Annotated in this window: 24 protein-coding genes; 10 read left to right on the top strand and 14 right to left on the bottom strand. The window is 68.1% G+C overall.

What is annotated here, in order from left to right; genetic code table 11:
* The first annotated feature begins 137 nt into the window (after positions 1-137).
* A complete protein-coding gene (locus tag ACWPKK_RS11950) occupies positions 138-1,088 on the top strand; it encodes an L-lactate dehydrogenase (protein ID WP_452004128.1) in 951 nt (316 codons plus the stop codon).
* Between the two features lie 2 nt (positions 1,089-1,090).
* Here ACWPKK_RS11950 and ACWPKK_RS11945 read toward each other — a convergent pair whose 3' ends face one another.
* The gene (locus ACWPKK_RS11945; protein WP_452004125.1) at positions 1,091-1,996 is read right to left on the bottom strand and encodes a LysR family transcriptional regulator; all 906 of its coding nucleotides are present in this window, start codon (positions 1,994-1,996) and stop codon (positions 1,091-1,093) included.
* A gap of 88 nt (positions 1,997-2,084) precedes the next feature.
* On the opposite strand from ACWPKK_RS11945, the gene ACWPKK_RS11940 reads away from it, so the two are divergent.
* Positions 2,085-3,158 carry an NAD(P)H-binding protein gene (locus ACWPKK_RS11940; protein ID WP_452004123.1) on the top strand — a complete coding sequence of 358 codons (1,074 nt, stop codon included), beginning with the start codon at positions 2,085-2,087 and terminating at the stop codon, positions 3,156-3,158.
* On the opposite strand, the gene ACWPKK_RS11935 is transcribed toward ACWPKK_RS11940, so the two are convergent.
* The 3 genes from ACWPKK_RS11935 to ppa all read right to left on the bottom strand — a co-directional run bounded on the left by ACWPKK_RS11935 (position 3,102) and on the right by ppa (position 4,213).
* On the bottom strand, positions 3,102-3,305 hold the full coding sequence (locus ACWPKK_RS11935; RefSeq protein ID WP_324869234.1) for a DUF2283 domain-containing protein: 204 nt from the start codon (positions 3,303-3,305) through the stop codon (positions 3,102-3,104). The genes ACWPKK_RS11940 and ACWPKK_RS11935 overlap by 57 nt on opposite strands.
* A complete protein-coding gene (locus tag ACWPKK_RS11930; protein ID WP_324869235.1) occupies positions 3,302-3,565 on the bottom strand; it encodes a hypothetical protein in 264 nt (87 codons plus the stop codon). The genes ACWPKK_RS11935 and ACWPKK_RS11930 overlap by 4 nt, the downstream gene beginning before the upstream one ends.
* A gap of 90 nt (positions 3,566-3,655) precedes the next feature.
* The gene (gene ppa / locus ACWPKK_RS11925; protein WP_310111108.1) at positions 3,656-4,213 is read right to left on the bottom strand and encodes an inorganic diphosphatase; all 558 of its coding nucleotides are present in this window, start codon (positions 4,211-4,213) and stop codon (positions 3,656-3,658) included.
* 269 nt (positions 4,214-4,482) lie between these two features.
* Between ppa and ACWPKK_RS11920 the strand changes: the two genes are divergently transcribed.
* Together ACWPKK_RS11920 and ACWPKK_RS11915 are read left to right on the top strand one after the other, a co-directional pair.
* A complete protein-coding gene (locus tag ACWPKK_RS11920; protein ID WP_452004119.1) occupies positions 4,483-6,195 on the top strand; it encodes an extracellular solute-binding protein in 1,713 nt (570 codons plus the stop codon).
* A 211-nt stretch (positions 6,196-6,406) separates the two neighbouring features.
* Complete coding sequence (locus ACWPKK_RS11915; RefSeq protein ID WP_452004117.1) at positions 6,407-8,410, top strand: methyl-accepting chemotaxis protein; 2,004 nt, start codon at positions 6,407-6,409, stop codon at positions 8,408-8,410.
* A 73-nt stretch (positions 8,411-8,483) separates the two neighbouring features.
* Here ACWPKK_RS11915 and ACWPKK_RS11910 read toward each other — a convergent pair whose 3' ends face one another.
* Positions 8,484-8,786, bottom strand: a complete 303-nt coding sequence (locus ACWPKK_RS11910; protein WP_194910044.1) for a 4a-hydroxytetrahydrobiopterin dehydratase — start codon at positions 8,784-8,786, stop codon at positions 8,484-8,486.
* A gap of 141 nt (positions 8,787-8,927) precedes the next feature.
* Here ACWPKK_RS11910 and ACWPKK_RS11905 point away from each other — a divergent pair, with 141 nt between their 5' ends.
* The gene (locus ACWPKK_RS11905) at positions 8,928-9,278 is read left to right on the top strand and encodes a metallopeptidase family protein (protein ID WP_014249055.1); all 351 of its coding nucleotides are present in this window, start codon (positions 8,928-8,930) and stop codon (positions 9,276-9,278) included.
* A 38-nt stretch (positions 9,279-9,316) separates the two neighbouring features.
* Here ACWPKK_RS11905 and ACWPKK_RS11900 read toward each other — a convergent pair whose 3' ends face one another.
* Together ACWPKK_RS11900 and ACWPKK_RS11895 are read right to left on the bottom strand one after the other, a co-directional pair.
* A complete protein-coding gene (locus tag ACWPKK_RS11900; RefSeq protein ID WP_452004777.1) occupies positions 9,317-9,916 on the bottom strand; it encodes a uracil-DNA glycosylase family protein in 600 nt (199 codons plus the stop codon).
* A gap of 4 nt (positions 9,917-9,920) precedes the next feature.
* Positions 9,921-10,661 carry an NAD-dependent deacylase gene (locus ACWPKK_RS11895; protein ID WP_452004113.1) on the bottom strand — a complete coding sequence of 247 codons (741 nt, stop codon included), beginning with the start codon at positions 10,659-10,661 and terminating at the stop codon, positions 9,921-9,923.
* A 109-nt stretch (positions 10,662-10,770) separates the two neighbouring features.
* On the opposite strand from ACWPKK_RS11895, the gene ACWPKK_RS11890 reads away from it, so the two are divergent.
* Positions 10,771-11,268, top strand: a complete 498-nt coding sequence (locus ACWPKK_RS11890) for a low molecular weight protein-tyrosine-phosphatase (protein WP_452004111.1) — start codon at positions 10,771-10,773, stop codon at positions 11,266-11,268.
* 68 nt (positions 11,269-11,336) lie between these two features.
* A complete protein-coding gene (locus ACWPKK_RS11885; RefSeq protein WP_452004108.1) occupies positions 11,337-12,533 on the top strand; it encodes a sensor histidine kinase in 1,197 nt (398 codons plus the stop codon).
* Positions 12,534-12,555: 22 nt separating this feature from the next.
* On the opposite strand, the gene ACWPKK_RS11880 is transcribed toward ACWPKK_RS11885, so the two are convergent.
* The 5 genes from ACWPKK_RS11880 to ACWPKK_RS11860 all read right to left on the bottom strand — a co-directional run bounded on the left by ACWPKK_RS11880 (position 12,556) and on the right by ACWPKK_RS11860 (position 17,737).
* A complete protein-coding gene (locus ACWPKK_RS11880; protein WP_452004105.1) occupies positions 12,556-13,026 on the bottom strand; it encodes a DUF2000 family protein in 471 nt (156 codons plus the stop codon).
* A gap of 44 nt (positions 13,027-13,070) precedes the next feature.
* Positions 13,071-13,922, bottom strand: a complete 852-nt coding sequence (locus tag ACWPKK_RS11875) for an AraC family transcriptional regulator (RefSeq protein ID WP_452004102.1) — start codon at positions 13,920-13,922, stop codon at positions 13,071-13,073.
* A gap of 27 nt (positions 13,923-13,949) precedes the next feature.
* Positions 13,950-14,972: a flagellar motor switch protein FliG gene (gene fliG, locus ACWPKK_RS11870; protein ID WP_452004099.1), complete on the bottom strand. Its 1,023-nt coding sequence runs from the start codon at positions 14,970-14,972 to the stop codon at positions 13,950-13,952.
* A gap of 190 nt (positions 14,973-15,162) precedes the next feature.
* Positions 15,163-16,554 carry a leucyl aminopeptidase family protein gene (locus tag ACWPKK_RS11865; RefSeq protein WP_452004096.1) on the bottom strand — a complete coding sequence of 464 codons (1,392 nt, stop codon included), beginning with the start codon at positions 16,552-16,554 and terminating at the stop codon, positions 15,163-15,165.
* A 505-nt stretch (positions 16,555-17,059) separates the two neighbouring features.
* Positions 17,060-17,737 carry an alanyl-tRNA editing protein gene (locus tag ACWPKK_RS11860; RefSeq protein WP_452004093.1) on the bottom strand — a complete coding sequence of 226 codons (678 nt, stop codon included), beginning with the start codon at positions 17,735-17,737 and terminating at the stop codon, positions 17,060-17,062.
* 233 nt (positions 17,738-17,970) lie between these two features.
* Here ACWPKK_RS11860 and ACWPKK_RS11855 point away from each other — a divergent pair, with 233 nt between their 5' ends.
* Positions 17,971-18,621 (top strand): glutathione S-transferase family protein, encoded by a 651-nt coding sequence (locus ACWPKK_RS11855; RefSeq protein ID WP_452004091.1) that lies wholly within the window; start codon positions 17,971-17,973, stop codon positions 18,619-18,621.
* On the top strand, positions 18,618-19,148 hold the full coding sequence (locus ACWPKK_RS11850; protein WP_452004088.1) for a GNAT family N-acetyltransferase: 531 nt from the start codon (positions 18,618-18,620) through the stop codon (positions 19,146-19,148). Before ACWPKK_RS11855 ends, ACWPKK_RS11850 begins: the two co-directional genes overlap by 4 nt.
* 142 nt (positions 19,149-19,290) lie before the next feature.
* Here ACWPKK_RS11850 and gltB read toward each other — a convergent pair whose 3' ends face one another.
* Together gltB and ACWPKK_RS11840 are read right to left on the bottom strand one after the other, a co-directional pair.
* On the bottom strand, positions 19,291-23,838 hold the full coding sequence (gene gltB, locus ACWPKK_RS11845) for a glutamate synthase large subunit (RefSeq protein ID WP_452004085.1): 4,548 nt from the start codon (positions 23,836-23,838) through the stop codon (positions 19,291-19,293).
* Between the two features lie 210 nt (positions 23,839-24,048).
* A complete protein-coding gene (locus ACWPKK_RS11840) occupies positions 24,049-25,497 on the bottom strand; it encodes an NAD(P)-dependent oxidoreductase (RefSeq protein ID WP_452004082.1) in 1,449 nt (482 codons plus the stop codon).
* A gap of 387 nt (positions 25,498-25,884) precedes the next feature.
* Here ACWPKK_RS11840 and ACWPKK_RS11835 point away from each other — a divergent pair, with 387 nt between their 5' ends.
* Positions 25,885-26,685 carry an undecaprenyl-diphosphate phosphatase gene (locus ACWPKK_RS11835; protein ID WP_324871470.1) on the top strand — a complete coding sequence of 267 codons (801 nt, stop codon included), beginning with the start codon at positions 25,885-25,887 and terminating at the stop codon, positions 26,683-26,685.
* Positions 26,686-26,698: the final 13 nt, after the last annotated feature.

Genomic DNA, 26,698 nt, shown 5'->3' with positions numbered 1-26,698 from the left:
TGACCATTGGGCAAGGGGCGTTTCGTCGCGCCTATGCAAAACAGCCCAACCGACGCGATGCGCACTTGCGGCGGGACGCCGACCGTCGCCAAGCTGTCGGCCCACCGGACGCCAAACTTGCGCAAAGGAGCCTGTTCATGAAGGTCGGAATCGTCGGGGCGGGGTTCGTCGGCAGCACCGCGGCCTTCGCCATGGTGACCACCGGCGCCGCGAGCGAGGTCGTGCTGGTCGACATGAACGAGGCGCTGGCCCAGGCCCAGGCCCAGGACATCGCCCATGCCGTGCCCTTCACCCATGCGGTCACCGTCCGTGCCGGCTCCTATGCCGCGCTGGAGGGGGCGGGCGTGGTCGTGCTGTCGGCAGGCGTCGCCCAGAAACCGGGGGAAACCCGGCTGGAACTGCTGGAGCGCAATGCAAAGGTGTTCGGCGCCATCATTCCGGAGGTGCTGAAGGCCGCCCCAGATGCCGTCCTGCTGGTCGCCAGCAACCCGGTGGACGTGATGACGCAGATCGCCACAAGGATCAGCGGCCTCCCCCGCAACCGGGTCATCGGGTCGGGCACGGTGCTGGACACCGCGCGCTTCCGCGCCCTGTTGGCGGAGCAGTTGGCGGTGACCCCGCGTTCCGTCCATGCCCATGTCGTCGGCGAGCATGGCGACTCGGAGGTTCTGCTGTGGTCGAGCGCCACCGTCGCCGGCTTGCCTGTCGAGCAGGCGGCCGACCAACTCCGCCGCAGCCTGACGGCGGACGATCGCGCCGCAATCGACGAGGGGGTGCGCCGCGCCGCCTACCGCATCATCAACGGCAAGGGCCACACCGCCTTCGGCATCGCCGGCGGGCTTGCCCGGCTGGTGTCGGCCATCGGCGCCGACGAACGCATGGTGGCGACCTGCGCCATGCTGACCGACGATGTCTGCGGGGTGCCGCAGGTGGTGCTGTCCCTGCCGCGCGTCATCGGTGCCGGCGGCGTGCTCGACACCGTCCTGCCCAACCTGTCGGCGGAGGAGGAGGCGGCCCTGCGCCGCAGCGCCGAAATCCTGAAGGAAGCCGCCGACGGGGTGGAGCGCCGGATGGGCTGGACCAGTTGATGCTACGTCATGTGATTTGCTGACACATGATCCACCAAGCCCGCCGCCAACCCGTCGAAGACGGCACGGCAGCGGGGGGTGGAGCGCAGATCCTCATGCATGGCGATCCACACCCCCATCGGCAACTCGAACCGGTCGGCCAGCAGGCGGACCAGATCGGGGTTCCGCCGCACCAGCGGGACCTGGCAGATGCCGATGCCGAACCCGGCCTCGATCGCCGCCAGCTGCGCCAGATGGCTGTCGGTGCGCAGCGCGAAGCGGGGCAGGGTGAGGCCCGGCACACGCTGCATCATCGCGCGGATGTCCGGCGTCTCGCGGTCGAAACCGATCAGGCTGTGGCCGTCGAGTTCCTCCAGGCTGCATGGCGTGCCGTGGTGCTCCAGGTAGCGCCGGTGGGCATGCAGACCCAGCGCGATGCTGCCGACCCGCCGCACCAGCAAAGCCTGCTGGTCCGGCTCCACCATGCGCACGGCGACATCGGCATCGCGTTGCAGCAGATTGTCGATGCCGTTGGACAGCACCAGTTCCACCTCCAGCGCCGGGTGGCTTTCCCGCAGGCCGGCCAGGATCGCCGGCAGGATGCGGGCGCCCACCACCTCGCTGGCGGTGACGCGTACGGTGCCGCGCACTTCCACTCCCCATCCTGACGCCGTGCGCCACAGGCTGGCCGCCGCCGCATCCAATGCCTCCGCCTGCGGACGCAAGGCAAGCGCGGCGTCGGTCGGATCGAGTCCGCGTGGCGAGCGCACGAACAGGGAGCCGCCGACCGCCTCCTCCAGCGCCGCGACATGGCGGGCGAGGGTGGGTTGCGTCAACCCCAGGGCGCGTGCCGCCGCCGACAGCGAGCCTTCACGGATCACTGCCAGGAAACTGCGGTAGAGGTCCCAGCTGGGTGGTGGCGGGCTCATCGATTTCAGTATAGCGACTAGTCAGAGTTCGACAATTCCGTTCATCCGTTCCCGACCCCATCCTTCTGCCATCACGAAGCGAGAGACGATGGAGGCAGCGATGGAGCGGCAGGCGACCGGCACGGGGAGGACCGCCCTGGTTCTGGGGGCGACCGGCGGGTTCGGCGGCGAGATGGCGCGGGCGCTGGGGGCACGCGGCTGGACGGTGCGCGGTCTGCGCCGCAAACCGGCGGAGCGGCTGCAACGGGACAGAATTCAGTGGATGTTCGGCGACGCGATGAATGCCGCCGACGTGGCGGCGGCAGCCAAGGGCGCAGCGCTGATCGTCCATGCGGTGAACCCGCCGGGCTACCGGCATTGGGACCGGTTGGTTCTACCCATGCTCGACAACAGCATCGCCGCGGCCCGTGCCAACGATGCCCGCATCCTGCTGCCCGGCACCGTCTACAACTACGGCCCCGACGTCTTCCCGCTGATCCCGGAGACTGCAGCGCAGAACCCGCTCACCCGCAAGGGTGCCATCCGGGTGGAGATGGAGCGTCGCCTGCATCGCGCGGTGGGGCAGGGGACGAAGCTGCTGATCCTGCGCTGCGGCGACTTCTTCGGTCCGCAGGCGGGCAACAGCTGGTTCAGCCAGGGATTGCTGACACCCGGCAAGCCGCCGACCCGGATCAACCAACCGGGCCGGCCGGGGATCGGCCATCAATGGGCCTATCTGCCCGACGTGGCGGAAACCGCGATGCGCCTGCTCGACCGCGAGGCGGAGTTGGGCGACGACGCGATGTTCCACATGGATGGACACTGGGATGCCGATGGCGGCCGGATGGTCGCGGCCATCGTCCGCGCACTCGGCGAGCCGGATCTGCCGGTGCGGCGGATGCCCTGGTGGGTGCTGCGGCTGGCCGGTCTGGCAGTGCCGCTGTTCCGCGAACTCAGCGAGATGCGCTATCTGTGGCAGGAACCGGTGCGGCTCGACAACCGCCGCCTTCTGGCCTTCCTGGGCGAGGAACCGCACACCCTGCTGGATCTGGCGGTGCGCAGGACGCTTGCCGGGTTGGGGCATTTGCCTGCGCAAGGGGAGGACAGTTCCGGACGCAACCAAGCCTTATTCGGCGGCCAGCGGCATCAGGATCAGGCGCCCGATCAGATCGGTCTTGGTTGAGGCGTGCTGGATATCATAGCCCACAGGTTCGCCATCGGCGCCGAAATCGACCATCACATCGGGTTCGATCTCGACCGTCCGTTTCGAAGGCAGCGGACGAACTTCAATATACAAGCTGTCGGTGCCCGGATCGTAACTGGTTTTCATGACGTGTACTGCTCGTCAGGAAACGCGTTGTGAACGGTAACGCCGTCTGACAATAGCACGATGCGCAGAAAGCAGCGGAGCGTTTCCGAATACCCATAAAGACGGATGCGACCGTCCGGTTGAACGATGCGTGTTTCCGGTCGGTTGATGATGCGTTTGATCTCCAGTGGATCAAGATCGGGACGGCGCGGCAGAACGTCGAATGCGAAATAGCGGGTTCGCCAAAATGGCGGCGGAGGAAGACGTTCCGGTTCGGCCATGGCGTCCTTCATTCGCTGCAAGGGTAAAGCGACCGGCGTCAAGATGCTGACGCCGGTCGATTCAGCGGCGATTGAGAATCGCGGTAATCCTCAGACCACCGGACCCGGGATGCCCTTGTTGGCTTCCTGGGCGCGGGCCAGTCCTTCCTCGATCTTCTTGGCGGCCTCGTTGGCGTCGCCCCAGCCGCGGACCTTCACCCACTTGTTCTTCTCGAGATCCTTGTAGTGCTCGAAGAAGTGGGCGATCTGCTCGATCACGATCGACGGCAGGTCGGTGTAGTTCTTCACGTCGGTGTAGAAGGGGTGCAGCTTGTCGACCGGAACGGCCAGCAGCTTCTCGTCCTCGCCGGCCTCGTCCTCCATGTACAGGACGCCGATGGGACGCGAGCGCAGGACCGCACCCGGGACGACGCCGTGCTGGCCGACGACGCAGACGTCCACCGGATCGCCGTCACCCGACAGGGTGTGCGGAATGAAGCCGTAGTTGCAGGGATAGAACATCGCGGTGTGCAGGAAACGGTCGACGAACACCGCGCCCGATTCCTTGTCGACTTCGTACTTCACCGGCTGGCCGCCGATCGGAATCTCGATGACGACGTTCACGTCCCAGGGGGCATTCTTACCCGCGGCGAGCTTGCTCAGATCCATGTATCGCGTTCCTTCGACTGGCGTATTCAGGGCACGTTCTTGTTTCGGCGCCGATGCCCGGTCCGGCGCCACGCGGGGCCGGAGTTTAGGCGGAACGCCGATCAAGGCCAAGGAACTTGCGTGGGCTCTTGCGCAGGTGCGGCAAAGGGGCAACCCTGCCGGGCATGGCCCGCCCGATCATCCTGCTCCTCATCCTTCTGGCTTTGCCGGCGCTCCGTCCGGCATGTGCTGAAGCCTCCGAACATGGCACGCCAACGCACGGCATAGCCATGCACGGCGATCTGGCATTGCCGCCGGATTTCACCGCCTTCCCCTACGTCGACCCGGCCGCGTCGAAGGGCGGGATCCTCCGGCAGGCGGTGACCGGCAGCTTCGACAGCCTCCACCCGCACATCGTCAAGGGCATCCCCGCGCTGGGGCTGGGCTATGTGTTCGAGACGCTGCTGACGCGGTCGTGGGACGAGCCCTTCTCGCTCTACGGCCTGCTGGCCGACCGGGTGGATGTGGCCGGCGACCGCTCCGCCGTCACCTTCCGCATCGATCCCAAGGCGCGCTGGCACGACGGGACGCCGGTGACCGCCGCCGACGTGCTGTTCTCCCTGGAGATGCAGCGGCGGCACGGCACGCCCAACCGCCGCCTGTTCTACGCCAAGGTCGCGGTGGCCGAGACACCGGATCCGCAGACCGTCCGCTTTGCCTTCGCTGCGAACCCGGGCGGAACCATCGACCGCGAGATGCCGCTGCTGATGGGGCTGATGCCGATCCATTCCAAGGCCTTCTGGACCGGCCGCGACTTCAACCGTACGACGCTGGAGCCGATCCTGGGCAGTGGTCCCTACCGCATCGCCGCCGTCGATCCGGGAAGGCGCATCGTCTATGAGCGGGTGCGCGACTATTGGGGCCGCGACCTGCCCACCCGTGTCGGGCAGTTCAACGCCGACCGGCTGGAATTCGACTATTACCGCGACGATTCCGTGGCGCTGGAGGCGTTCAAGGCCGGGCAGGGCGACGTTCGGTACGAAAGCGATCCGGCCAAATGGGCCACCGGCTACGACGGCCCGGCCCTGCGCGATGGCCGCATCGTGCGGGAGGAACTGCCGAACCGCCGGCCGGAGCCGGCGCGCGGCCTGATCTTCAACACCCGCCGGCCGATCTTCGCCGATGTGCGGGTGCGCCGGGCGCTGGGGATGGCGACCGACTTCGACTGGATCGGCCGCAACCTGTTCCACGGGCTGCTGACCCGCACCGCCAGCTATTACCCCAACTCCGACCTCGCCGCCCGCGGCTTGCCGGAGGGTGAGGAGTCGCGGGCGCTGGAGCCTTTCCGCGACCGGTTGCCGCCGGACCTGTTCACCCACCCTTTCGCCCTGCCGGAAGGTGGGACCGGCAGCGGCCCGGCGGGCCTGCGCGCCAGCCGGCGCGAGGCGTTACAGCTGCTGGAGCAGGCCGGCTGGCGGGTGCGCGACGGCCGGCTGACCGATGCGGCCGGGAATCGATTCGCCTTCGAAATCCTCCTTGCCGATCCGTCGGAGGAGCGGGTGGCGCTGGAATTCGCCCGCTCGCTGGAGCCGCTGGGGATCGAAGCACGCGTCCGCACGGTGGACAGCGCCCAATTCCAGGGGCGGCTGGACCGTTTCGATTTCGATATGACGATGCGCTGGTGGGCGTCCAGCCTGTCTCCCGGAAACGAGCAGCTCTATTACTACGGGTCCGACGCGGCCGGGCAGGAGGGTAGCCGCAACCTTGCCGGTATCCGCGACCCGGTAGTCGACGAACTCGCCCGCTCCATCGCCGCAGCCACCACGCGTGCGGAGCTGGTCGGGCGGGTGCGGGCGCTGGACCGGGTGCTGCTGTGGGGACACTACATGGTCCCACTTTTCCACAGCCCGGTGGACCGGATCGCCCGTCGATCGACCCTGCACCGTCCGGCGATCACGCCGCTGTACGGGCCGATGGTGGAAAGCTGGTGGGTGGCGCCCTAGGCCCTCACCAAACGCGCCGGTTTCCGTTGATGATTTGTTGTGCAACCCCTGACAGGCGGACGATCAGGACGGCCCCTGACTGACGCCCGGCGAACGATCGTTGCTAATATTGCCCCTAAATCTATTTATCGCGCCACGCGGGGGACATCGGATGAATATCCGCGCGAAAATTTTGTGCGCAAATGTTCTGATCGCCGCCTTTCCGATCTGCATGGCCGTCGTCCTTGCGTGGAATGCCGTGGCCGATCTTCGGCAGCGCCATCGGACGGAAAGCTCGCTTTCGGCATTCGAGGCGACGCTGCAGGTCGGCCCCCTGCTGGCGAGCGAACGGGGGCGCTGGGCGGTTGCCTTCGACAGCGACAAGCCGCTGGACGCCGCCGCGGCCCAGCCGCTGGAGGCCGCCATCGCCGCCAGCGATGCGGCCCTGACCAAGGCCCGCGAGCAGATCGAGGCCGCCGGCCTGGTCCCCACCCCGATCGTCACCGCCGCCAACCAGCTGAAGGCGGCGCGGACGGCTGCCCGGCAGGCGGCGGAGCAGGCCAAGACGGCCCGGCCGGCGACCATCGCCGCGGCCACCGTCGATGCCATCGCCGCGGCAAACCAGAATGTCGGCAAAGCCATCGACGACACCTATCGCTCCACCATTGTCAACGGTCCCGACCTGTTCGGACACGTCAATCTGGCACGGCTTGCCCAGGACATGCGCGATGTCGGCGGCACCCGCTCCGCGTCCGTCGGGCTGTTCGTCGGCGGCATGGCCTTCGGGCCGGAGCGGCTGCAGGCGGCGACCGAGATGACCGGCAGGATCGGCGGGCTCTGGCAGATGATGCAGCAGGCGGTGCTCAATCTCGGCAACCCGCCGGAGTTGACCACGGCGCTGGAGCATGTGCGCACCACCATGATGACGGAGGGCGAAAAGCGCTTCCAGAGCGTCATCGACGCCGCCCGCAAGGGCGCACCGCCGCCGGTGACGCTGGCCGACTGGCGTCCCTGGGTGACGCCGATGCTGAACAACATTCTGACGATGCGCGACGCCGCCCTTTCGGTGGCGCACGAGACGAACCGGGAAAGCGTGGCCCAGGCCTGGACCCAGCTGATCCTTGCCGGGCTGGTCCTGGCGGCGGTCTGCATCACCTTCGGCATCGTCCTGATCGTGCTGTCGGCCCAGGTCACGCGGCGTCTGGGGTCTCTCACCTCCACCGTCGTCCGGCTGGCCGACGGCGACCTCGGCGTCGACATCGCCTATTCCAAGCTGCCGGACGAGATCGGCGCGATGGCGCGGGCGATCCAGGTGCTGAAGGAAAGCGCCATCGAACGCGTGCGCCTGGAATCCGAACAGGAGGCCCAGCATGCCGCCCGCGAGAAGCGCGCCGCCGCCGTCGAACGGATGGTCCAGGGCTTCGATCGCACGGTGTCGGCCATCCTGACCAGCGTGTCCGGCGCTTCCACTCAGTTGAGCGAGACCGCCGAATCCATGGCGGCGCTGGCGGAGGAGACCAGCCGTCAGGCTTCCGCCTCCACCTCCGCGGCGGAGCAGACGTCGGTGAACGTGCAGACCGTGGCCTCGGCGACGGAGGAGATGACCGCCTCGATCCGCGAGATCGGCGAACAGGTCTCCCGGTCCAACGGCGTCGCCGCCCAGGCGGTGCGCGAGGCGCAGGACACCACCGGCTCCGTCCGCAATCTGGCCGAAGAGGTCGCGCGCATCGGCGAGGTGGTCAAGCTGATCCAGGATATCGCCAGCCAGACCAACCTGCTGGCGTTGAACGCGACCATCGAGGCGGCGCGGGCGGGGGAGGCCGGCAAGGGCTTCGCCGTGGTGGCGAGCGAGGTGAAGCAATTGGCGAACCAAACCGCCAAGGCGACGGAGGACATTTCCGCCCAGATCAACAGCGTGCAGAGCGCCACGCGCGGCACGGTGAACGCCATCGAGGGGATCGGCGGCACCATCGGCACGATGAACGAGATCGCCGCCACCATCGCCGCCGCCATCGAGGAGCAGAGCGCCACCACGTCGGAGATTTCCCGCAACGTCCAGCAGGCGGCCCAGGGCACCGGCGAGGTCAGCGGCAACATCGCGCAGGTGCACGAGGCTGCCGCCCAGACCGGCCGGGCGGCGTCGCAGGTGCTGGACGCCTCCACCGGCCTGTCGCGCCAAGCGGATGACCTGCGCCGCGAGGTGGAGACCTTCCTGGCCGGCATCCGCGCGGCCTGACCGTCATCGGCCTTTCTCTCAAGGCGGCGCCTCTCCCCAGGGCGGGAGAAGCGCCGTTCTTCGGCTTGCGGCCCTACCGGTCGTGCAGCGGGGCCATCTGGTCCAGGCGGTGGGCGAAGTCGATGTCGGCCGGGGTCACGGCGTCGGCGCTGCGGGTGTAGAGGATCACCTCCACCCGGCCGAGGTCGTTGAACCATTCGGGATGATGGCCGGTCTTCTCGGCCAGCAGGGCGACTTGGTTCATGAACCCCCAGGCGGCCGGGAAATCGGCGAAATGGTAGGTCTTGCGGATGGCGTCGCGTTCCAGCACCTCCGACCAGCCGTGCAGTTCCTTCAGTGCCGTCTGGCGATGCGCGCCGACCAAACGATCGGACATGATGACCTCCCTTTCTTCCGTCCCTCTTTTGCCGCCCGCAGCTTCTTGGCGAACGGGCGGCGGTCCGCTACCTTCTGCGGCATGATACGGAAACCTTCAGGTCCCCATACGGTTCCGCCCACGGTCGAAGACCTGGAGCGCATGGCCGAAGAAGCGCTTGAAACCATCCCTGCGGAGCTTCTGGCCCCGGTCGGGAACCTCGTCATCCATGTCGAGGATTTTCCCGATGAGGATACCGAGCGGGAGATGGAGCTGGAAAGCCCATTCGACCTGCTGGGGCTGTACCGGGGGGTGGATCTGACGCGGCAAAGCGTCGCCGACCTGCGCGGCGGGCCGGACATGATCTTCCTCTACCGCCGTCCGATCCTGGATTACTGGTGCGAGACGGGGGAGGAGTTGCCGGCCATCGTCCGCCATGTCCTGATCCACGAGATCGGCCACCATTTCGGCTTTTCCGACGACGATATGGAGCGGATCGAGACGATGGAGTAAGGGGGCGGAGTAGGGGGGCGGAGTAGGGGCGTCGCGCCTCAGCCCTCCAGCACCTCTGCCACCCGGCGGCGCAGCGCCGGCACCAGTTCCTCCTCGAACCAGGGGTTCCGGTTCAGCCAGGCGGTGTTGCGCCAGCTCGGATGCGGCAGCGGGATGTGGTCCGGGCCGTAGTCGCGCCAGTTCGCCACCGTCTCCGTCATCGTCGCCTTGCGGCGGTCGCCCAGATAGCGCGCCTGGGCGTACTGTCCGATCAGCAGGGTCAGCCGCACGCCCGACAGCGCCTCCAACACAGGTGGGTGCCACAGCGGGGCGCATTCGGGCCTCGGCGGGTAATCGCCGCCCTTCGGCATGGTTCCGGGATAGCACAGCCCCATCGGCACCACGGCGATGCGGGATTCGTCGTAGAAGGCGGTCCGATCCATCGCCAGCCATTTGCGCAGCCGGTCGCCGGACGCGTCGTCCCAGGGGATTCCGCTGGCATGAACCCGCGCGCCGGGTGCCTGCCCGACGATCAGAAGGCGGGCGCTTGGAGTGCCGCGCAGAACCGGGCGGCAGCCATGCGGCAGGACGCCCGCACACAGCGTGCAGGCGCGCACCGTCGCGAACAGGCGGTCCAGGTCGGAACCGCCCTCAACCATGTCATCAGACAAGCGTCAGCAAATCCTGAACGAAGGCCGGCACCACCTGGGTCGCCGGACCGTTGATCGAGCTGTGGAAATAGGAAGCTCCTTCCGACGGTTCCAGGTTCAGCTCGACCGTATAGGCGCCTGCCGACCGCGCTTCCGCCACGAAGCCGGCGGCGGGGTAGACATGGCCGGACGTGCCGATCGACACGAACAGGTCGCATTCCTCCAGCGCCCGCTGGATGCGCTCCATCTGGTAGGGCATCTCGCCGAACCAAACCACGTCCGGCCGCATGCCGCCCTTGCGCCCGCAGGTCAGGCAATGGTCGTGCACCGACAGGTCGCCCTGCACCTCCACCACCGTGCGGCAATGCAGGCAGAAGGCCTTCAGCAGTTCGCCATGCATGTGAAGCGGCGCCTTCGATCCGCCGCGCTCGTGCAGGTCGTCGATGTTCTGGGTCACCAGCAGGACATCGCCCTTCCAGCGCCGCTCCAGCTCCGCCAGCGCCCGGTGCGCGGCGTTGGGCTGCACCGCCGGGTTGGCGAGGCCGCGGCGGCGGTCGTTGTAGAAGCGGTGGACGAGGTCCGGGTTGCGCGCGAAGCCCTGCGGCGTCGCCACGTCCTCCAGATCGACCTGGCTCCAGATGCCTCCGGCGCAGCGGAAGGTGTCCAGCCCAGATTCCTTGGAAATCCCGGCCCCGGTCAGGATGACGATCGAGTCGGTCGGACGCAGGCGGTTGGTCAGCGCGGGTGAGGGCATGAGGCTCCCCTTAGCGGTTCGGAAACCGGTCATGTGGAAAACTGCTGCGGCGTACGCTCGTCGCGCCCGGAAGTAAAGCCGCTGAAAAGAAAGAAGGGGGATACCGCAGGTGGTCAAGGTCCTGTTCGTCTGCACGGGCAACATCTGCCGCTCGCCGACCGCCGAGGGGATGTTCCGCCATCTGGCCGAGAGCGCTGGGCTCGGGCCGCATGTGATCGCCGATTCCGCCGGCACCCACAGTTACCATGTCGGCGAGCCGCCCGACCCGCGCACGCGGCAGGCGGCGCTGGCCCGCGGCGTCGATCTGTCGGCTTTGCGCGCCCGCAAGGTGGTGGCGGCGGATTTCACCCGCTTCGACCATATCCTGGCGATGGACCACGGCCATCTGGCCCAGCTGCGCCGCATCGTTCCAGCCGGCGCCACGGCATCGCTCCGCCTGTTCCTGGACGACGCGCCGGGGTTTGAGGGCCGCGAGGTTCCCGATCCCTATTACGGCGGTCCCGACGGGTTCGAAGAGGTTCTGGACCTCTGCGAGGCCGGGTCGCACGGTCTGCTGGACCGCCTGATGCGCGAAAGCAAGTTTCCGATTCGCGAACGCATCGGTTAACGTCTCGCTGTGCCCCGGCCGCTTGGTTTATGCTGCCGGGATTAGCCCTTTCGGAGCATCCGTCCGCCATGACAAGCGCAGCCACCGGCACCACCACGCCCGGCGGAATCCTCGACGGCATCGTCCTGTTCGAGGCTTTCTCGCCGGAGGAGCGCGCGGCCGTCGCCTCGCGCGGGCGGGTGTTCGATGCACCGGCCGGCACGATGCTGATGCGCGAGGGCGACGGCGCCAGCTCGCTTTACGTGCTGTTGGACGGCACGGTGCGGGTGGTGCGCAACGACCAGTTCGGCGGTCAGGTGGAAGTCGGATTCCGCCGCGCCGGCGACTGTTTCGGCGAGATGGCGCTGATCGACGGCGGCGCCCGCTCCGCCTCGGTGATCGCCGCCACGCCGGTGACGGTGTTCGAGCTGGAGCGCGACCTGTTCCTGGCGCTGATCTCCCCCTCGCCCGATCTGCTGGCGAAGCTGCTGCGCGAACTCAGCCGCATGATCCGCGAGGTGTCGGAACGGGTGGTGCGCGAGGATCTGGAGCGCCGCACCCGCATCGCCGAATCGGCACTGGCCCGCCAGCGCGCCATCACCCAGGCGGTGACCGGGCTGGCGCACGAGTTGAACACGCCGCTCGGCGTCTGCGTCACCGCCGCCAGCCACCTGCAGGAGCTGGCCCGTCCCGGCAACGGCCCGCTCGCGACCGAGGAGTTGCGGGAACCGGCCGCCCTGCTCGACGCCAACCTCTCCCGCGCGGTGGACCTGGTGGAGGCGTTTTCCGCCATCGCCGCCTGCCAGAACGCCGAACCGCTGGAGGCGCTGGACCTGCGCCAGACGGCGGGCGACATCGCGGCGCTGTTCGCCGTCCAGCATCCGGACCTGCCGTTGGCCTTGCGGGTGATGCCGGGCGCCCCCTGTCCCTGGATCGGCTGCACCCAACCGCTGGAGCGGGTGCTGCACCACCTGTTCGCCAACGCCGCCGCCCATGGCTATTCCGGCGGTCCCGGCGCCGTCGAGGTGGCGGTGGAGCCGGCGACGCTGGATGCGGTCCCGGCCTGGAACCTGATCGTCCGCGATCGCGGCGCCGGCATCGCGGCGGAGCATCTGCCGCTCCTGACCGATCCCTTCTTCACCACCGCCCGCGGCCGAGGCCACAAGGGGTTGGGTCTGGCCGTCGTCTTCAACACGGTGACCGGCCCGCTCGGCGGCAGGGTCGCCTTCGACAGCACGCCGGGGGCCGGTACGACGGTGACGATCACCCTGCCGCAGGAGCTGTAAGGGCGGAAAAGGCCGTCGCCTCCTACCCGTGCAGGACGAGCCCCTTCACCGTCTTGTCCACCGCCTTCTTCGGCCCGCGCAGGGCTAGCCCGACCAGATCGGGAGCGGACGGGTCTTCTGCCCGGAAAGCGGCACGGTTGGCGGCATCGTGCCCCGTGGCGAACATCGCGGCGACATAGGGCACCAGCGTCAGCCCCCGGTCCAGGGCGCTGTCGCGCACGGCCCGCAGTTGCCCGACATCGGCGGCGAAAATCATCATCGGCTGGCCGAGCATGCGGCCATAGCGGCGGTCGGCAGCGTCGACATAGGGTTCGCCCAGCGCTTCGGGGGCCGCGGCGGCGATGCCGGTGGCCAGGAAGGCGGCGACGTTCAGCTTCTGCCACACGGCCAAGTCGGCGCGGATGACCAGCGCGACCTTGGTGTCGAAGCGGACGGGGGCGTCGGCGGGCGTGGTTTCGTTTGTCGGGCTGTTGGGCATCAGGCTATCGGGCATGGTGGTTTCTCCTTCGCCCAATCCAGATGCCGGATGATCGCGCCTCAGTCTGGAACGTTCGTGCACAGAGCGCGGTAGGCGGCGGGCGTCATGCCGTAGGCGCGGCGGAACCAGCGGCCGAGATGGCTTTGGTCGGCGAACCCGACCTCCGCGGCGACCAGGGCCGGCGCCTCGCCGTCGGCCAGCCGGCGCCGCGCGGCGCGCAGGCGCAGCCGGACCAGATAGGCATGCGGCGACAGGCCGAAGGCGGCGCGGAAGGCGCGGTTCAATCGGAAACGGTCGACGCCGGCCGCGGCCGACAGCTCGTCGAGCCCGACATCCTCGGCCATGCGGGCGTGCAGCAGGTCGCGCGCCAGGGCGGCGGCGCGGTCGGGGCGCAGGCGTTGGCGGTCCGGCGGCGGGGCGAGATGGCCGGCCAGCCTCGCCGCCAGACGGTCCAGCGACAGGTCGCGGGCAAGCCGCCCCTCCCCGCGGTGCAGGGCCAGGAAGGCCGACAGGATCGTCGCGGCAAGTCCGGGATCGTCGGCCAGCGTGTCACGGAAGCCCAAAGAGCCGGCGGCGCGCGGCATCAAGCCCTTCAAGGCGTCGGTGCGCGCGGTCAGCAGCGGCACCGGGAGGTAGAGCATGGCGTAGGTGAAGCCGTCCTCTTCGGGGCTGTGGCCGTCATGGGCCTCGCCGGGTTCGATCAGGATGACGCGGCCGGGGGTGCTGGTATGCAGCCGCCGCCGGCAGCGGAAGGCCTGCACCCCCTGCTCGGTGACGCCGACCAGCAGCTCGTCATGGTCGTGCAGGTCATAGGCATGGCCGCGGAAATGGGCGCGGATGGTCTCGATGCCGGTCTCCGCTTCGCGGCGGACCGCCACCCAATCCTTCTTGCCGTCCGCCATGCGTCCCATGCGGCACCCCTATGGCCGGATCGCCGGTCAGTAGATCAGCTCGTTCTCGCCGCCGCCTTCGGAGATGACCAGTTCGCCGCGGGCGGCGAGATCCTTGGCCAGCTGGACCATGTACATCTGCGCCTCGTCCACGTCGCGGACGCGGACCGGACCCATGGCGGCCATGTCCTCGCGCAGGATCTTGGCCGCGCGCTCGGACATGTTGGAGAAGAACAGGTCCTTCAGCGTTTCCGACGCGCCCTTCAGCGCGGTGCCCAGCTTCTGCTTGTCCACCGTGCGCAGCAGGGTCTGGACGCCGCCGGGATCGAGCTTCGACAGATCCTCGAAGGTGAACATCAGCGACTTGATGCGCTCGGCGCTGTCGCGGTTGCGCTCCTCCAGGGCGGCCATGAAGCGGTGCTCGGTGGTGCGGTCCAGACCGTTGAAGATCTCCGCCAGCATCTCGTGGCTGTCGCGGCGGCTGGTGCGGGCGAGGTTGGTCATGAACTCGGTGCGCAGCGTGCGCTCCACGTCGTCCAGAACCTCCTTCTGCACCGCCTCCATGCGCAGCATGCGCATGACGACTTCCATCGCGAAGCTTTCCGGAAGCTGGGTCAGCACCCGGCCGGCATGTTCGGGACGGATTTTGGACAGCACCACGGCAACGGTCTGCGGATACTCGTTCTTCAGGTAGTTGGACAGGACCGACTCGTTGACGTTCGCCAGCTTGTCCCACATCGTTCGGCCGGCCGGACCACGGATTTCCTCCATGATCTGGTCGACCTTGTCCTTCGGCAAGGTCTTCAGCAGCAGGCGTTCCGTCGAATCGAAGGAGCCGACCAGAGAGCCGGTGGCCGACATCTGCTCGGCGAATTCGACGAACAGGCGCTCGATCAGGTTGGCCGACACCGTGCCCAGGTTCGCCATCACCTGGGACAGTTCCTTGATCTCCTCGTCATCCATCAGCGAGAACAGTCTGGTAGCATGCTCCTCGCCCAGGGCCAGCATCATGATGGCGGCCTTTTCCGGGCCGGTGAGGGTCCGGTAATCCTCGCGAACCTTCAACGCCATCTGTCCGCCTCCGCCACTCCGCCCACCCCGCGCCGGGGGCGGGCGGTTCATTCTTGCACGTCGGGTTTCCTATTCTTCCGTTTTAATACGATCCGCTTGGGCGTTCCATCCCTTCAGGGGAAAAGGGCGGGGACAAGTCCAGCCGAGTCCCCGCCCTTCCTGCCGTCCTTTGCCTCCGCCGGCCCTGGCGTCAGCCGAACCGCTTGGCGATCACCGCATAGGCGGCGCGCAGGCCAAGCGCCTCGCCGCCTTCGGGACGGCCGGGACGGGCCGAGCCATTCCAGGCATAGGTGTCCAGATGCGCCCAGGGCGTGCCCTTCGACACGAATTCCTGCAGGAACAGCCCGGCGGTGATGGCGCCGGCGAAGCCGTTGGTCGTGACGTTGTTGATGTCCGCCACCTTGCTGTCCAGCCCCTTGCGGTAGGGCGCCCACAGCGGCAACCGCCACATCGGGTCGTCCACCGCGGTCCCGGCCTCGGTCAGGTCATTCGCCAGCGCATCGTCGTTGCACATCAGCGCCGGCAGGTCGGGGCCGAGCGCCACGCGGGCGGCGCCGGTCAGGGTGGCGAAGTCGATCAGCAGCTCCGGCTTCTCCGCATCCGCCTCGGCCAGCGCATCGCACAGGATCAGGCGTCCTTCGGCGTCGGTGTTGCCGACCTCCACCGTCAGGCCCTTGCGGGTCTTCAGCACGTCCTGCGGCTTGAAGCTGTCGCCGGCCACGACATTCTCCACCGCCGGCACCAGCACGCGCAGCCGCACCGGCAGCCCGGCCATCATGATCATCCGGCCGAGCGCCAGGGCATGCGCCGCCCCGCCCATGTCCTTCTTCATGATCAGCATGGCCGAGGACGGCTTCAGGTCCAGCCCGCCGGTGTCGAAGCAGACGCCCTTGCCGACGATGGTGACCTTGGGGTGCTCCGGGTTGCCCCAGCGCAGATCGATCAGCCGCGGCGCCCGCGGGCTGGCGCGGCCGACGGCATGGATGGCGGGATAGTCGCGGTCGAGCAGATCCTGCCCGACGATCACCTCGACGGCCGCGTCGAACTCCGCCGCCAGATCCTGGGCCGCCTGGGCCAGTTCGCCCGGGCCCATGTCGCAGGCGGGGGTGTTCACCAGATCGCGCACGAGATAGGTGGCGGTCGCCGCGCGTTCCACCTCGCCACGGTCGGCCTCCGCCGGCCAGACCAGATTGGCGAAACCCTTCTCCGTCGGCTTCTTGTAGCGGGTGAAGCGATAGCTGCCGAGCGCCCAACCCAGCGCCGCCCGCGTCGCCGTCCGCGCATCCAGCGCCCCCTCAATTTTGCTATCGATCCGGTAGGAGCCGGCCGGCAGGGAGGCGGGCAGGCCGGCGAAGGCCCACAGATCGTCGATGGCCGACACGCCGGCCAGCACATGGGCCACGGCGCCGTCCGGTCCCGGCAGGAAGACGGTCGATCCGGCCTCGCCGGTGAAGCCCACCGCCTTGACCCAGGAGGCGACGGCCGGCGACTGCCCGGCCAGCCAGTCGGCCAGCCCGGCCTTGGTCACGGGGGTGAGGGCGACGGTGTCCGGACCGTCAACGGCAAGCAGGGTGGCGAGCAAGACTGAGGATCCTTCTCACGAGATCACGTCACGCATCCGACACGGATGCCCATCCCCCAAGGATGGCGCGCCGGGCGCCGGCTGGAAAGGGGGGCGATACGCCGGGCAGGCATGGGCGGGCTGTGAAAGCCGAGCCGTGGAACAGTGTGGAACGGTTTTCCAAGCATGTTCCACTGTTCCATCGGTCGCCATGCTCCATCCGTCGCGTCGTTTCGACGGGCGCGGATGGAACGGATGAAACACCGTGAAACAGCTTTCCGGTGATGTTCCATCGTTCGCTGTGACGGTCGAGTTGCGGTTGGGCGATACCGCCGGAATGGCGGAGCGAACGAACGGCTCCAATGAAACGACCCATCGAAGACATGCCACGGCCTCCCCAGTCCTGTAGGCAGATTATCCTACCACAGGGAATTAATGCTGCCAGCGGTTGAATGAACCACGATGGCGCAGAAGGGCGGGCGTGCCGATGTCGCGCCCGCTCCAAGCATCCATTCTCATTGGGGAATTATTCGCATCCCGGCTGAGGCACGGCGGAGGCCTGAGCGTCGGCCAGGGCTATTTCGATCCGCTCCTTGCCCTTGCCGGTGTTGCGTCGCTTGAGCGTCAGCGCGCCGATCTCGCCCGTACGGCGCAGGTGGGTGCCGCCGCAAGGAACCCTGGCGAAGCCGGGGATCTCCCAGAAGCGGCGCTCGGCGGCCTTGTCGCTGAAGCCGCTCAGGATGGGGGTGTCGGCGGCGACGATACGCGCCGCCTGCCCGGCGAATTCGGGCAGCAGCGGGGTCAGCGGCTCGTTCCAGGCGAAGTCGATGCGCGCCTTGTCGGCGGCGATGTGGGCGCCGACCTTGTGGATGCCGGGCAGGCGGGCCACCACCAGTTCAAGCACGATCTCCGCCGCGAAGTGCAGGCGCATCAGCCGGTAGCGGCGCCCCCAGTCGACCGCCACCGCAACGGCGTCACCGGGGGCGAGCCCGTGGCCGGGCGCAAGCCTGTAGCGGATCTCGCGGCCGTCCTTGCGGGCCTCCAGCACGTCGAAGCCGCCGATCGTGCCAGCATCGCTCTCCTGCCCGCCGGAGAGCGCGTAGAGGATGGTGGCCTCCAGCGTGACCTCCTCGCCGTCCACCCCGGCGATGCGGGTATCAAGGCGGGTGCGGTAGGGATCGTCCCAGAACAGCTTCCGGGTCATGGGGGCCTCGCGGAAAGCCAATGATCAACGATGATGCGGGATGTTTCCCGGATGGACGGCCCATCCGCCACCCCGGACGCGCAGTATACCCGCTCCAACGAAACATCCGGAGGAGGAATGTCGCGCGGGCAGGGCAGATGATTGCCCCTGCGCAACCGGAAGGCTTGTTGCGGTCCGGGAGGTGGGTCATGCTCACGCCCCCGCTGCTTGCTCGTTTCGAAAGGTGCAGTCCGATGTCCGATCTGATCCTGGTGATTGGGAACAAGGCCTATTCGTCCTGGTCGTTGCGCCCGTGGCTGGTGCTGAAGCAGGCCGGGCTTGCTTTTGCCGAGACCATCATTCCCCTGCGCCAGCCGGACACCGCAGCGCGCATCGCGGAGCATTCGCCGACCGGCCGCGTGCCCTGCCTCGTCCATGACGGGCTCGCCATCTGGGATTCGCTGGCGATCTGCGAGCATGTGGCGGAACTGGCCCCCGATGCCGGGCTGTGGCCGGCGGATCCCGCGGCGCGGGCGGTGGCGCGGTCGGTGTCGGCGGAGATGCATTCCGGATTCGTCTCCCTGCGCACCACCATGCCGATGAACCTCAAGCGCGACCTCAAGGGTGAGGGCATGTCCGAGTCGACCGCGGCCGACATCGCCCGCATCGAGGCGCTGTGGGCCGATGCCCGCGCCCGATTCGGCAGCCCGGCGGGCGGGCCGTTCCTGTTCGGTGCCTTCACCATCGCCGACGCCATGTTCGCCCCGGTGGTGACGCGGCTGGAGACCTATGGCGTCGCAGTCTCGCCGGTGTCGCGCGCCTATATGGACGCGGTGCTGGCCCTGCCGACGTTGCGGGAGTGGATCGCGGCGGCCAAGACCGAGCCTTGGGAATTCGAGCCGTGAGCCATCCCGGCTTCACCATCCGGCCGGCGCAGCCGGAGGATGCCGAGGCGGTCGGCGCACTGCTCCAGGCCTCATACCCGCCGCTGATGGCCGCGGGCTATCCGGCGGACGTGCTGGAGCGTGCCCTGCCGGCGATGATGAAGGCCAATCCGCTGCTGCTGCGGTCTGGCACCTATCATCTGGCGGTGGCGGAGGACGGCGCCGTCATCGGCTGCGGCGGCTGGACCCGCGAGCCGCCGGGGCCGCCCTGCCAGCCGGTCGACCCGAAGGTCGGCCACATCCGGCATTTCGCCACCCATCCCGGTCACCTGCGCCGGGGCGTCGGCACCGCCCTTCTCGGCCGCTGCATCGAGGAGGCCGGGGTTGCCGGTGTCCGCCGGCTGGAATGCCTGTCGAGCCTCGTCGCCGAGCGGTTCTATGCGTCCGCCGGCTTCCGCCCCGTCGGTAGCCGTTCGGTGATCCTGGCGCCGGGCGTCCAGTTCGACAGCGTCGTCATGGTGCTGGAGCTGCCTCCGTCCGCCGGTTGACGCAACTCCAAATGAAAACGGCGCGCCGTCCTGCCGGATGGCGCGCCGTTTTCATGTCCGCCTTTCGATTCCCCCTCTCCCCGGGGGGGGAGAGGGGATGATCCGCTACTTGTGGGAGAGGGTGATGCGGGAGAGGGCTTCGTCACTCCGCCGGGATGGCGCGCGGCAGGGTCACCGGCACGGCCAGACGGTGCAGCATCTCCTTCGGAACCACCTGCCAGAAGTGGCCGAGTTCGCGCTGCCAGTCGTTGAGGATCTCGGCGGCGAAACGGCTCTGCGTCTCGGCGACATGCTCCTCGATCAGGGCGCGGAGCTGGGCCTCGTAATGGGGCACCTCGATCCGCTGGAAGATGACGCTTTCCTCGTTGATGTGCAGCGGCAGCGAGTCTTCCGGATCGTACAGGTAGGCCATGCCCCCGGTCATGCCGGCGGCGAAGTTGTCGCCGACCTTGCCCAGGATGACCGCCGTGCCGCCCGTCATGTACTCGCAGCCGTTGGAGCCGCAGCCCTCCACCACCACGGTGGCGCCGGAGTTGCGCACCGCGAACCGCTCGCCCGCCTGGCCGGCGGCGAACAGCTTGCCGGCGGTGGCGCCGTACAGCACCGTGTTGCCGATGATGGTGTTCCTGTTCGACTCCAGCGGGCTGCTGGTGGCCGGACGGACCACGATGGTGCCGCCCGACAGGCCCTTGCCGACATAGTCGTTGGCGTCGCCCATCACCTCCAGCTTGATGCCCTGGACCGCGAAGGCGCCCAGCGACTGGCCGGCGGTGCCGCGCAGGCGGACGGTGATGTGGCCGGGCTGCAGCCCGAACATCCCGAACTTCCGCGTGACCATCGAGGACAGCCGCGTGCCGATGGCGCGCTGCGTGTTGCGGGCGTTGTAGGCGAGCTGCATCTTCTCGCCTTCCTCGAACAGCGGGCGGGCATCGGCGACGATGCGGGCGTCCAGCGTGTCCGGCACCTCGTTGCGGCCCTGCAGCGTGCAGTAGCGCGCGTTCTCGCCCGGATCGACCTGGGCCAGCAGCGGGTTGAGGTCGAGGTCGTCCAGGTGGGCGCCGCCGCGGCTGACCTGGTGCAGCAGGTCGGTGCGGCCGATCACCTCGGTCAGCGAGCGGAAGCCCAGGCGGGCCAGGATCTCTCGGACCTCTTCGGCCAGGAAGGTGAAGAGGTTGACGACCTTCTCCGGCGTGCCGACGAACTTCTCGCGCAGCTTCTCGTCCTGGACGCAGACGCCGACCGGGCAGGTGTTGGAATGGCACTGCCGGACCATGATGCAGCCCATGGCGATCAGGCTGGCGGTGCCGATGCCGAACTCTTCGGCGCCCAGCATGGCGGCGATGACGATGTCGCGGCCGGTCTTCAGGCCGCCGTCGGTGCGCAGCCGCACGCGGTGGCGCAGCTTGTTCAGCGTCAGGACCTGATGCACCTCCGACAGGCCCATCTCCCAGGGCAGGCCGGCGAACTTGATCGAGGTCTGCGGGCTGGCGCCGGTGCCGCCGGAGTTGCCGGAGATCAGGATGATGTCGGCGTTGGCCTTCGCCACGCCGGCGGCGATGGTGCCGATGCCCGACCGGCTGACCAGCTTCACCGTGACCTTGGCGTCCGGGTTGATCTGCTTCAGGTCATAGATGAGCTGGGCCAGATCCTCGATCGAGTAGATGTCGTGGTGCGGCGGCGGGCTGATCAGCATGACGCCCGGCGTCGAGTGACGCAGCCGCGCGATCATCTCCGTCACCTTGAAGCCGGGCAGCTGGCCGCCTTCGCCGGGCTTGGCGCCCTGGGCGACCTTGATCTCCAGCTCGCGGCACTGGTTCAGGTACTCGGCGGTGACGCCGAAGCGGCCCGACGCCACCTGCTTGATGGCGGAGTTCCAGTTGTCGCCGTTCTTGTCGGGACGGAAGCGCGCCGGATCCTCGCCGCCCTCGCCCGAGTCGGACTTGGCGCCGATGCGGTTCATGGCGACGTTCAGCGTGCCGTGCGCCTCGGGCGACAGGGCGCCCATCGACATGCCCGGCGTGATGAAGCGCTTGCGGATGGAGGTGATGCTCTCCACCTCGTCCACCGGGACGGCGGCCTTGGTGGTGCGGAACTCCAGCAGGTCGCGCAGCTGCATCGGCGGCCGCTTGTTCACCTGCTCCGAATACTTCTTGAAGGTGGTGTAGCTGTCGTTGGTGACGGCCTGCTGCAGGGTGTGGATGATCCCACCCTCCCAGCCATGGCGGTCGCCCGACTTGCGGAAGCGGTAGAAGCCGCCGACCGGCAGGGGCAGCGCCTCGCCGGCATAGGCCAGCGCGTGCTGCTCCAGAACCTTCTTCTGAATGCCGTTCAGGCCGATGCCGGAGATGCGGCTGACCATCGCCGGGAAATGCTCGGCGACCAGGGCGCGGCTGAGGCCGATGGCCTCGAAGTTGCCGCCGCCGCGGTAGCTGCTGATGACCGAGATGCCCATCTTGGACATGATCTTCAGCAGGCCGTCGTCGATGGCCTTCTTGTAGTTCGTCATCGCCTTTTCCAGCGACAGCGAGCCGAGCAGGCCGCGGCGCTGGCGCTCGGCCACCGCTTCCTGGGCCAGATAGGCGTTGACGGTGGTGGCGCCGACGCCGATCAGCACCGCGAAGTAATGGGTGTCCAGGCATTCCGCCGTGCGCAGGTTCAGCGAGGTGAAGGTGCGCAGGTTGGAGCGGATCAGGTGGGTGTGGACCGCACCGGTCGCCAGGATCGCCGGGATGGCGGCGCGGGCCGGGCTCATCGCCTCGTCGGTCAGGATGACGTGGTTGGCACCGCCGCGCACGGCGTCCTCCGCCTCCTGGCGGATGCGGCGCAGGGCGTCGCGGAGCGCGTCAGGGCCGGCATCGACCGGGAAGGTGGCGTCGATCACCGCGGCGGTGTCGCCCATATACTCACGCATGGCGTGGAATTCGGCGGTGGTCAGCACCGGGCTGTCGAGTTGCAGCAACCGGGTCTGGCTCTCATCCTCGTCCAGGATGTTGCCGAGGTTGCCCAGCCGCGTCTTCAGGCTCATCACCCGGCGCTCGCGAAGCGAGTCGATCGGCGGATTGGTGACCTGGGAGAAGTTCTGGCGGAAGAAGTGGTGCAGGCCGCGGTACTTGTCGGACAGCACGGCGATCGGGCTGTCGTCGCCCATCGAGCCGACGGCTTCCTTGCCGTCCTCCGCCATCGGGTGGAGGATCAGCTCCATGTCTTCCATGGCGAGGCCGAAGGCCATCTGGCGACGGCGCAGCTCCTCCTTCTCCATCTCCGACGGCTCGCCCTTCAGGGCGGCGGACTTCACCAGCTCGTCCAGGTGCGTGGTGTTCTTGACCCACTGGCCCCAGGGCTTCTGGCTGGCCAGATGGTCCTTCAGCTCACGGTCGTTGAACAGCTTGCCGGCCTGCAGGTCGACGGCGATCATCTCGCCCGGGCCGAGGCGGCCCTTCTCGACCACCTGGTTCTCCTCGATCTTGACCATGCCGGTCTCGGAGCCGCCGATGATCAGGCCGTCGGTGGTGATGGTGTAGCGCATCGGGCGCAGGCCGTTGCGGTCCATGCCGCCGACGACCCAGCGGCCGTCGGTCATGGCGAGCGCGGCCGGGCCGTCCCACGGCTCCATCACCGAGTTGCAGTAGGCGATCAGGGCCTTGTGGTTGTCCGGCGTGGTCTGCGAGCTGGTCAGCGCCTGCGGCACCAGCATCATCTTGACCATCGGCGCGCTGCGGCCGGCGCGGACCATCACCTCGAACACCGTGTCCAGCGCGCCCGAGTCCGACAGGCCGACGCCGATCACCGGCTTCAGGTCCGCCATGTGGGTGCCGAACACCGGATGCTCCATCCGGGTCTCGTGCGCCTTCATCCAGTTGACGTTGCCCTTCAGCGTGTTGATCTCGCCGTTGTGGGCGAGCATGCGGAAGGGCTGGGCCAGCGGCCAGGTCGGGAAGGTGTTGGTCGAATAGCGCTGGTGGTAGATGGCGAAGGACGACTCGAAGCGGTCGTCGGTCAGGTCCGGGTAGAAGGTGGACAGCTGTTCGGCCAGGAACATGCCCTTGTAGATGATCGAGCGCGCGGACAGCGAGCAGATGTAGAAGTCGTTGATCTGCTCGCCATGCACCGCCTTCTCGATCCGGCGGCGGATGATGTAGAGGTCGAGCTCGAACTGCTCGTCCGACACGCCCTTCGAATTGCCGATGATGATCTGCTCGATCTCGGGCCGGGTCGCGTTGGCCTTCTCGCCGATGATGTCGACGTTGATCGGCACCTGGCGCCAGCCGTAGATGTAGTAGCCGAAGGCCAGGATCTCGGTCTCGACGATGCAGCGGCAGGCTTCCTGGGCGTCCAGGCTGATGCGCGGCAGGAAGACCTGGCCGACCGCCAGGTTGTTCTCCGGCGGGGTGTGGCCGATGACCTTGACGTGGTCCTTGAAGAACTTCTGCGGCACCTGGACATGGATGCCGGCGCCGTCGCCGGTCTTGCCGTCGGCGTCCACGGCACCGCGGTGCCAGACCGCCTTCAGGGCCTCGATGCCTTTCTCGACCACCGAACGGCGGGGCTTGCCGTCGATCGCGGCGATGAAGCCGACGCCGCAGGCGTCGTGCTCGTCGGCCGGATTGTAGGCGTGCGCAGTGGTCAGCGCCGCGGCGTTGGCGCGGAAATCGGCGACGAACTGCTCACCCTGGTTCAACTCGGTGGTCATGGAACGACCCTTTCACAGTCTGGACGTTGACCTGGGGGGCGGAAGGGATGGCCCCCTGGGGTAGACAAGGTCGTGGAGGCGGTGCCCCCACCCTAACCCTCCCCCGCTGGGCGGAGGAGGGGACTGCCGCTGCTCCGCCCCAAACTCCCTCCCCCGCCCAGCGGGGGAGGGTAGGGGTGGGGGCACGGGTGAAGCGGTGGAAAGGAAGCCTTACTCCGCCGCGACGGCCAGCTTGGGCGCGCCGACGGTCTGGGCGTAGGCGTGCATCGCCTCGGCGGCGTCGCGGCCGTCGCGGATGGCCCAGACCACCAGCGAGGCGCCGCGGACGATGTCGCCGGCGGCGAAGACGCCGTCCAGGCTGGTCATCTTGGTGCGGTGGTCGACCAGCAGAGTGCCCCAGCGGGTGACGGTCAGGTCCGGCGCGCCGAACATGCCCGGCAGATCCTCCGGCTCGAAGCCGAGGGCCTTGATGACGAGGTCGGCCGGCTCGGTGAACTCGGAGCCCTCGATCACCTGCGGGGTCTGGCGGCCGGTGGCGTCGGCGACACCCAGGTGGATGCGCACGGCGCGGACGCCGGTCACCACATCCTCGCCGGTGAAGCCTTCGGGCGCGGCCTGCCAGACGAACTCGACGCCCTCTTCCTCGGCATGCGCCACTTCGCGCTGCGAGCCCGGCATGTTCTTGCGGTCGCGGCGGTACAGGCACTTGACGGAGGTCGCACCCTGGCGGATCGCCGTGCGCACGCAGTCCATCGCGGTGTCGCCGCCGCCGAGCACCACCACCTTCTTGCCGGCGGCGTTCAGCGAGCCGTCCTCATACGCCCCGACCTGATCGCCGAGGCCGACGCGGTTGGAGGTGGTGAGGTATTCGAGCGCCGGGACGATGTTCTTCAGGCCGGCGCCGGGGGCCTCGATGTCGCGGGCCTTGTAGACGCCGGTGGCGACCAGGATCGTGACGTGGCGCTCGCGCAGCTCGGCCAGCGAGGCGTCGCGGCCGACCTCGAAGTTCGAATGGAAGATGACGCCGGCATCGGCCAGACGTTGGACGCGGCGGGCGACGACGTCCTTCTCCAGCTTGAAGCCGGGGATGCCGTAGACCAGCAGGCCGCCCATGCGGTCGTAGCGGTCGTAGACATGGACCTCGTAGCCCTTGGCGCGCAGTTCCTCGGCGGCGGCGAGGCCGGCCGGACCGGCGCCGATCACGCCGACCGACAGGCCCAGCTCGCGAACCGGCTTGCGCGGCTTGACCCAGCCGTTCTCCCAGGCGGTGTCGTTGATGTACTTCTCGACCGAACCGATGGTGACGGCGCCGTGGGTCGACTGCTCGATGACGCAGTTGCCCTCGCACAGGCGGTCCTGCGGGCAGATGCGGCCGCAGATTTCGGGGAAGTTGTTGGTGGCCTGGGAGACCTCGTAAGCCTCCTCCAGGCGCCCCTCGGCGGTCAGCTTCAGCCAGTCGGGGATGTTGTTGGAGACCGGGCAATGCACCTGGCAGAAGGGAACGCCGCACTGCGAGCAGCGGTTGGCCTGCTCGTTCGCGCGCTCGTCGCTGAAGCGGGCATAGATCTCCGCGAAGTCCTGGCGACGGTCGGCGGCAGACCGCTTGTCGGGCATCTTCTGCGCGGTGTGCACGAAGCCCAACATTTTCTGGTTCGCCATGACGTCTGCTCCTTCGCTTCGCGGCCCCGTCGTCTGCTGCGGGGGCATCGCCTTGCTGGGCCTGACCGGAGGCTGCGGCTTTGGCCTACACCAACCGGCTGGGTTGAAATCGAACGTCCGCAAAGTGGCGGACGCTCGTCATATAACGCATGCGCGGGACCGGCGGAAGCACAAAAGAACCGATAGGTCCGTTTTGTTGACCTTTTCCGTAGCAAGGCTGGAATGCGTGAGCGGTGCGGCATAGCGTCACAAAAACGAGACAGAAAATTAGTCCCTAAACGAGACTATCTCGCAAATAGGGGTACCGACCCCTCGCCGTCGCCAAGCACCGGCCCCGCCTGCTATAAGCACCGCAACATCCAACCGTGCCGAAGGCTCCGTGCCACGATGATGATCGATCAATATCTGGACGCCACCCTGATGGGGCTGGTGGAGGGGCTGACCGAGTTCCTGCCCGTCTCCTCCACCGGTCACCTCATCATGCTGGACGAACTGCTGGGCTTCCAGGGTCCGCCCGGCAAGGTGTTCGAGGTGGTGATCCAGCTCGGCGCCATCCTCGCGATCTGCGTGGTCTATTTCCAGCGGCTGTGGCATGTCGCCACAGGGCTGAAGGACGATCCCGGCGCGCGGCGTTTCGTGATGGCGGTGCTGATCGGCTTCCTGCCGGCGATGGTGCTGGGCGCCGCCCTGCACGGCGTCATCAAGACGCTGCTGTTCAACCCGACGGTGGTCAGCATCGCCCTGATCCTGGGCGGCGTCGCCATCCTGCTGGTGGAGCGGCTGGTCCCGGTCGCCCGCTATCACCGGATCGAGAATTTCTCCGCCCCGCTGGCGCTGAAGATCGGCTTCTGCCAGTGCCTGGCGCTGGTGCCGGGCGTGTCGCGGTCGGGGGCCAGCATCCTGGGCGCCCTGCTGATGGGCGTCGACCGCAAGGCGGCGGCCGAGTTCTCCTTCTTCCTGGCGGTGCCGACCATGGCCGGGGCCACCGCCTACGACCTCTACAAGAACTGGTCGGTGATGAGCCTGGACAGCGGCCTGCTGATCCTGGTCGGCTTCGTCACCGCCTTCATCGCCGCCGCCCTGGTGGTGAAGACGCTGGTCGAGTTCGTCGGCCGCTACGGCTTCACCCCCTTCGGCTGGTACCGCATCGCCATCGGCACCGGCATGCTGGCCTTCCTGTATCTGTAACTCTCAAGCGGCC

Source organism: Azospirillum largimobile, assembly GCF_977007025.2.
Note: the sequence above shows the minus strand (reverse complement) of the source record. Positions and strands in the feature narration are given on the sequence as shown.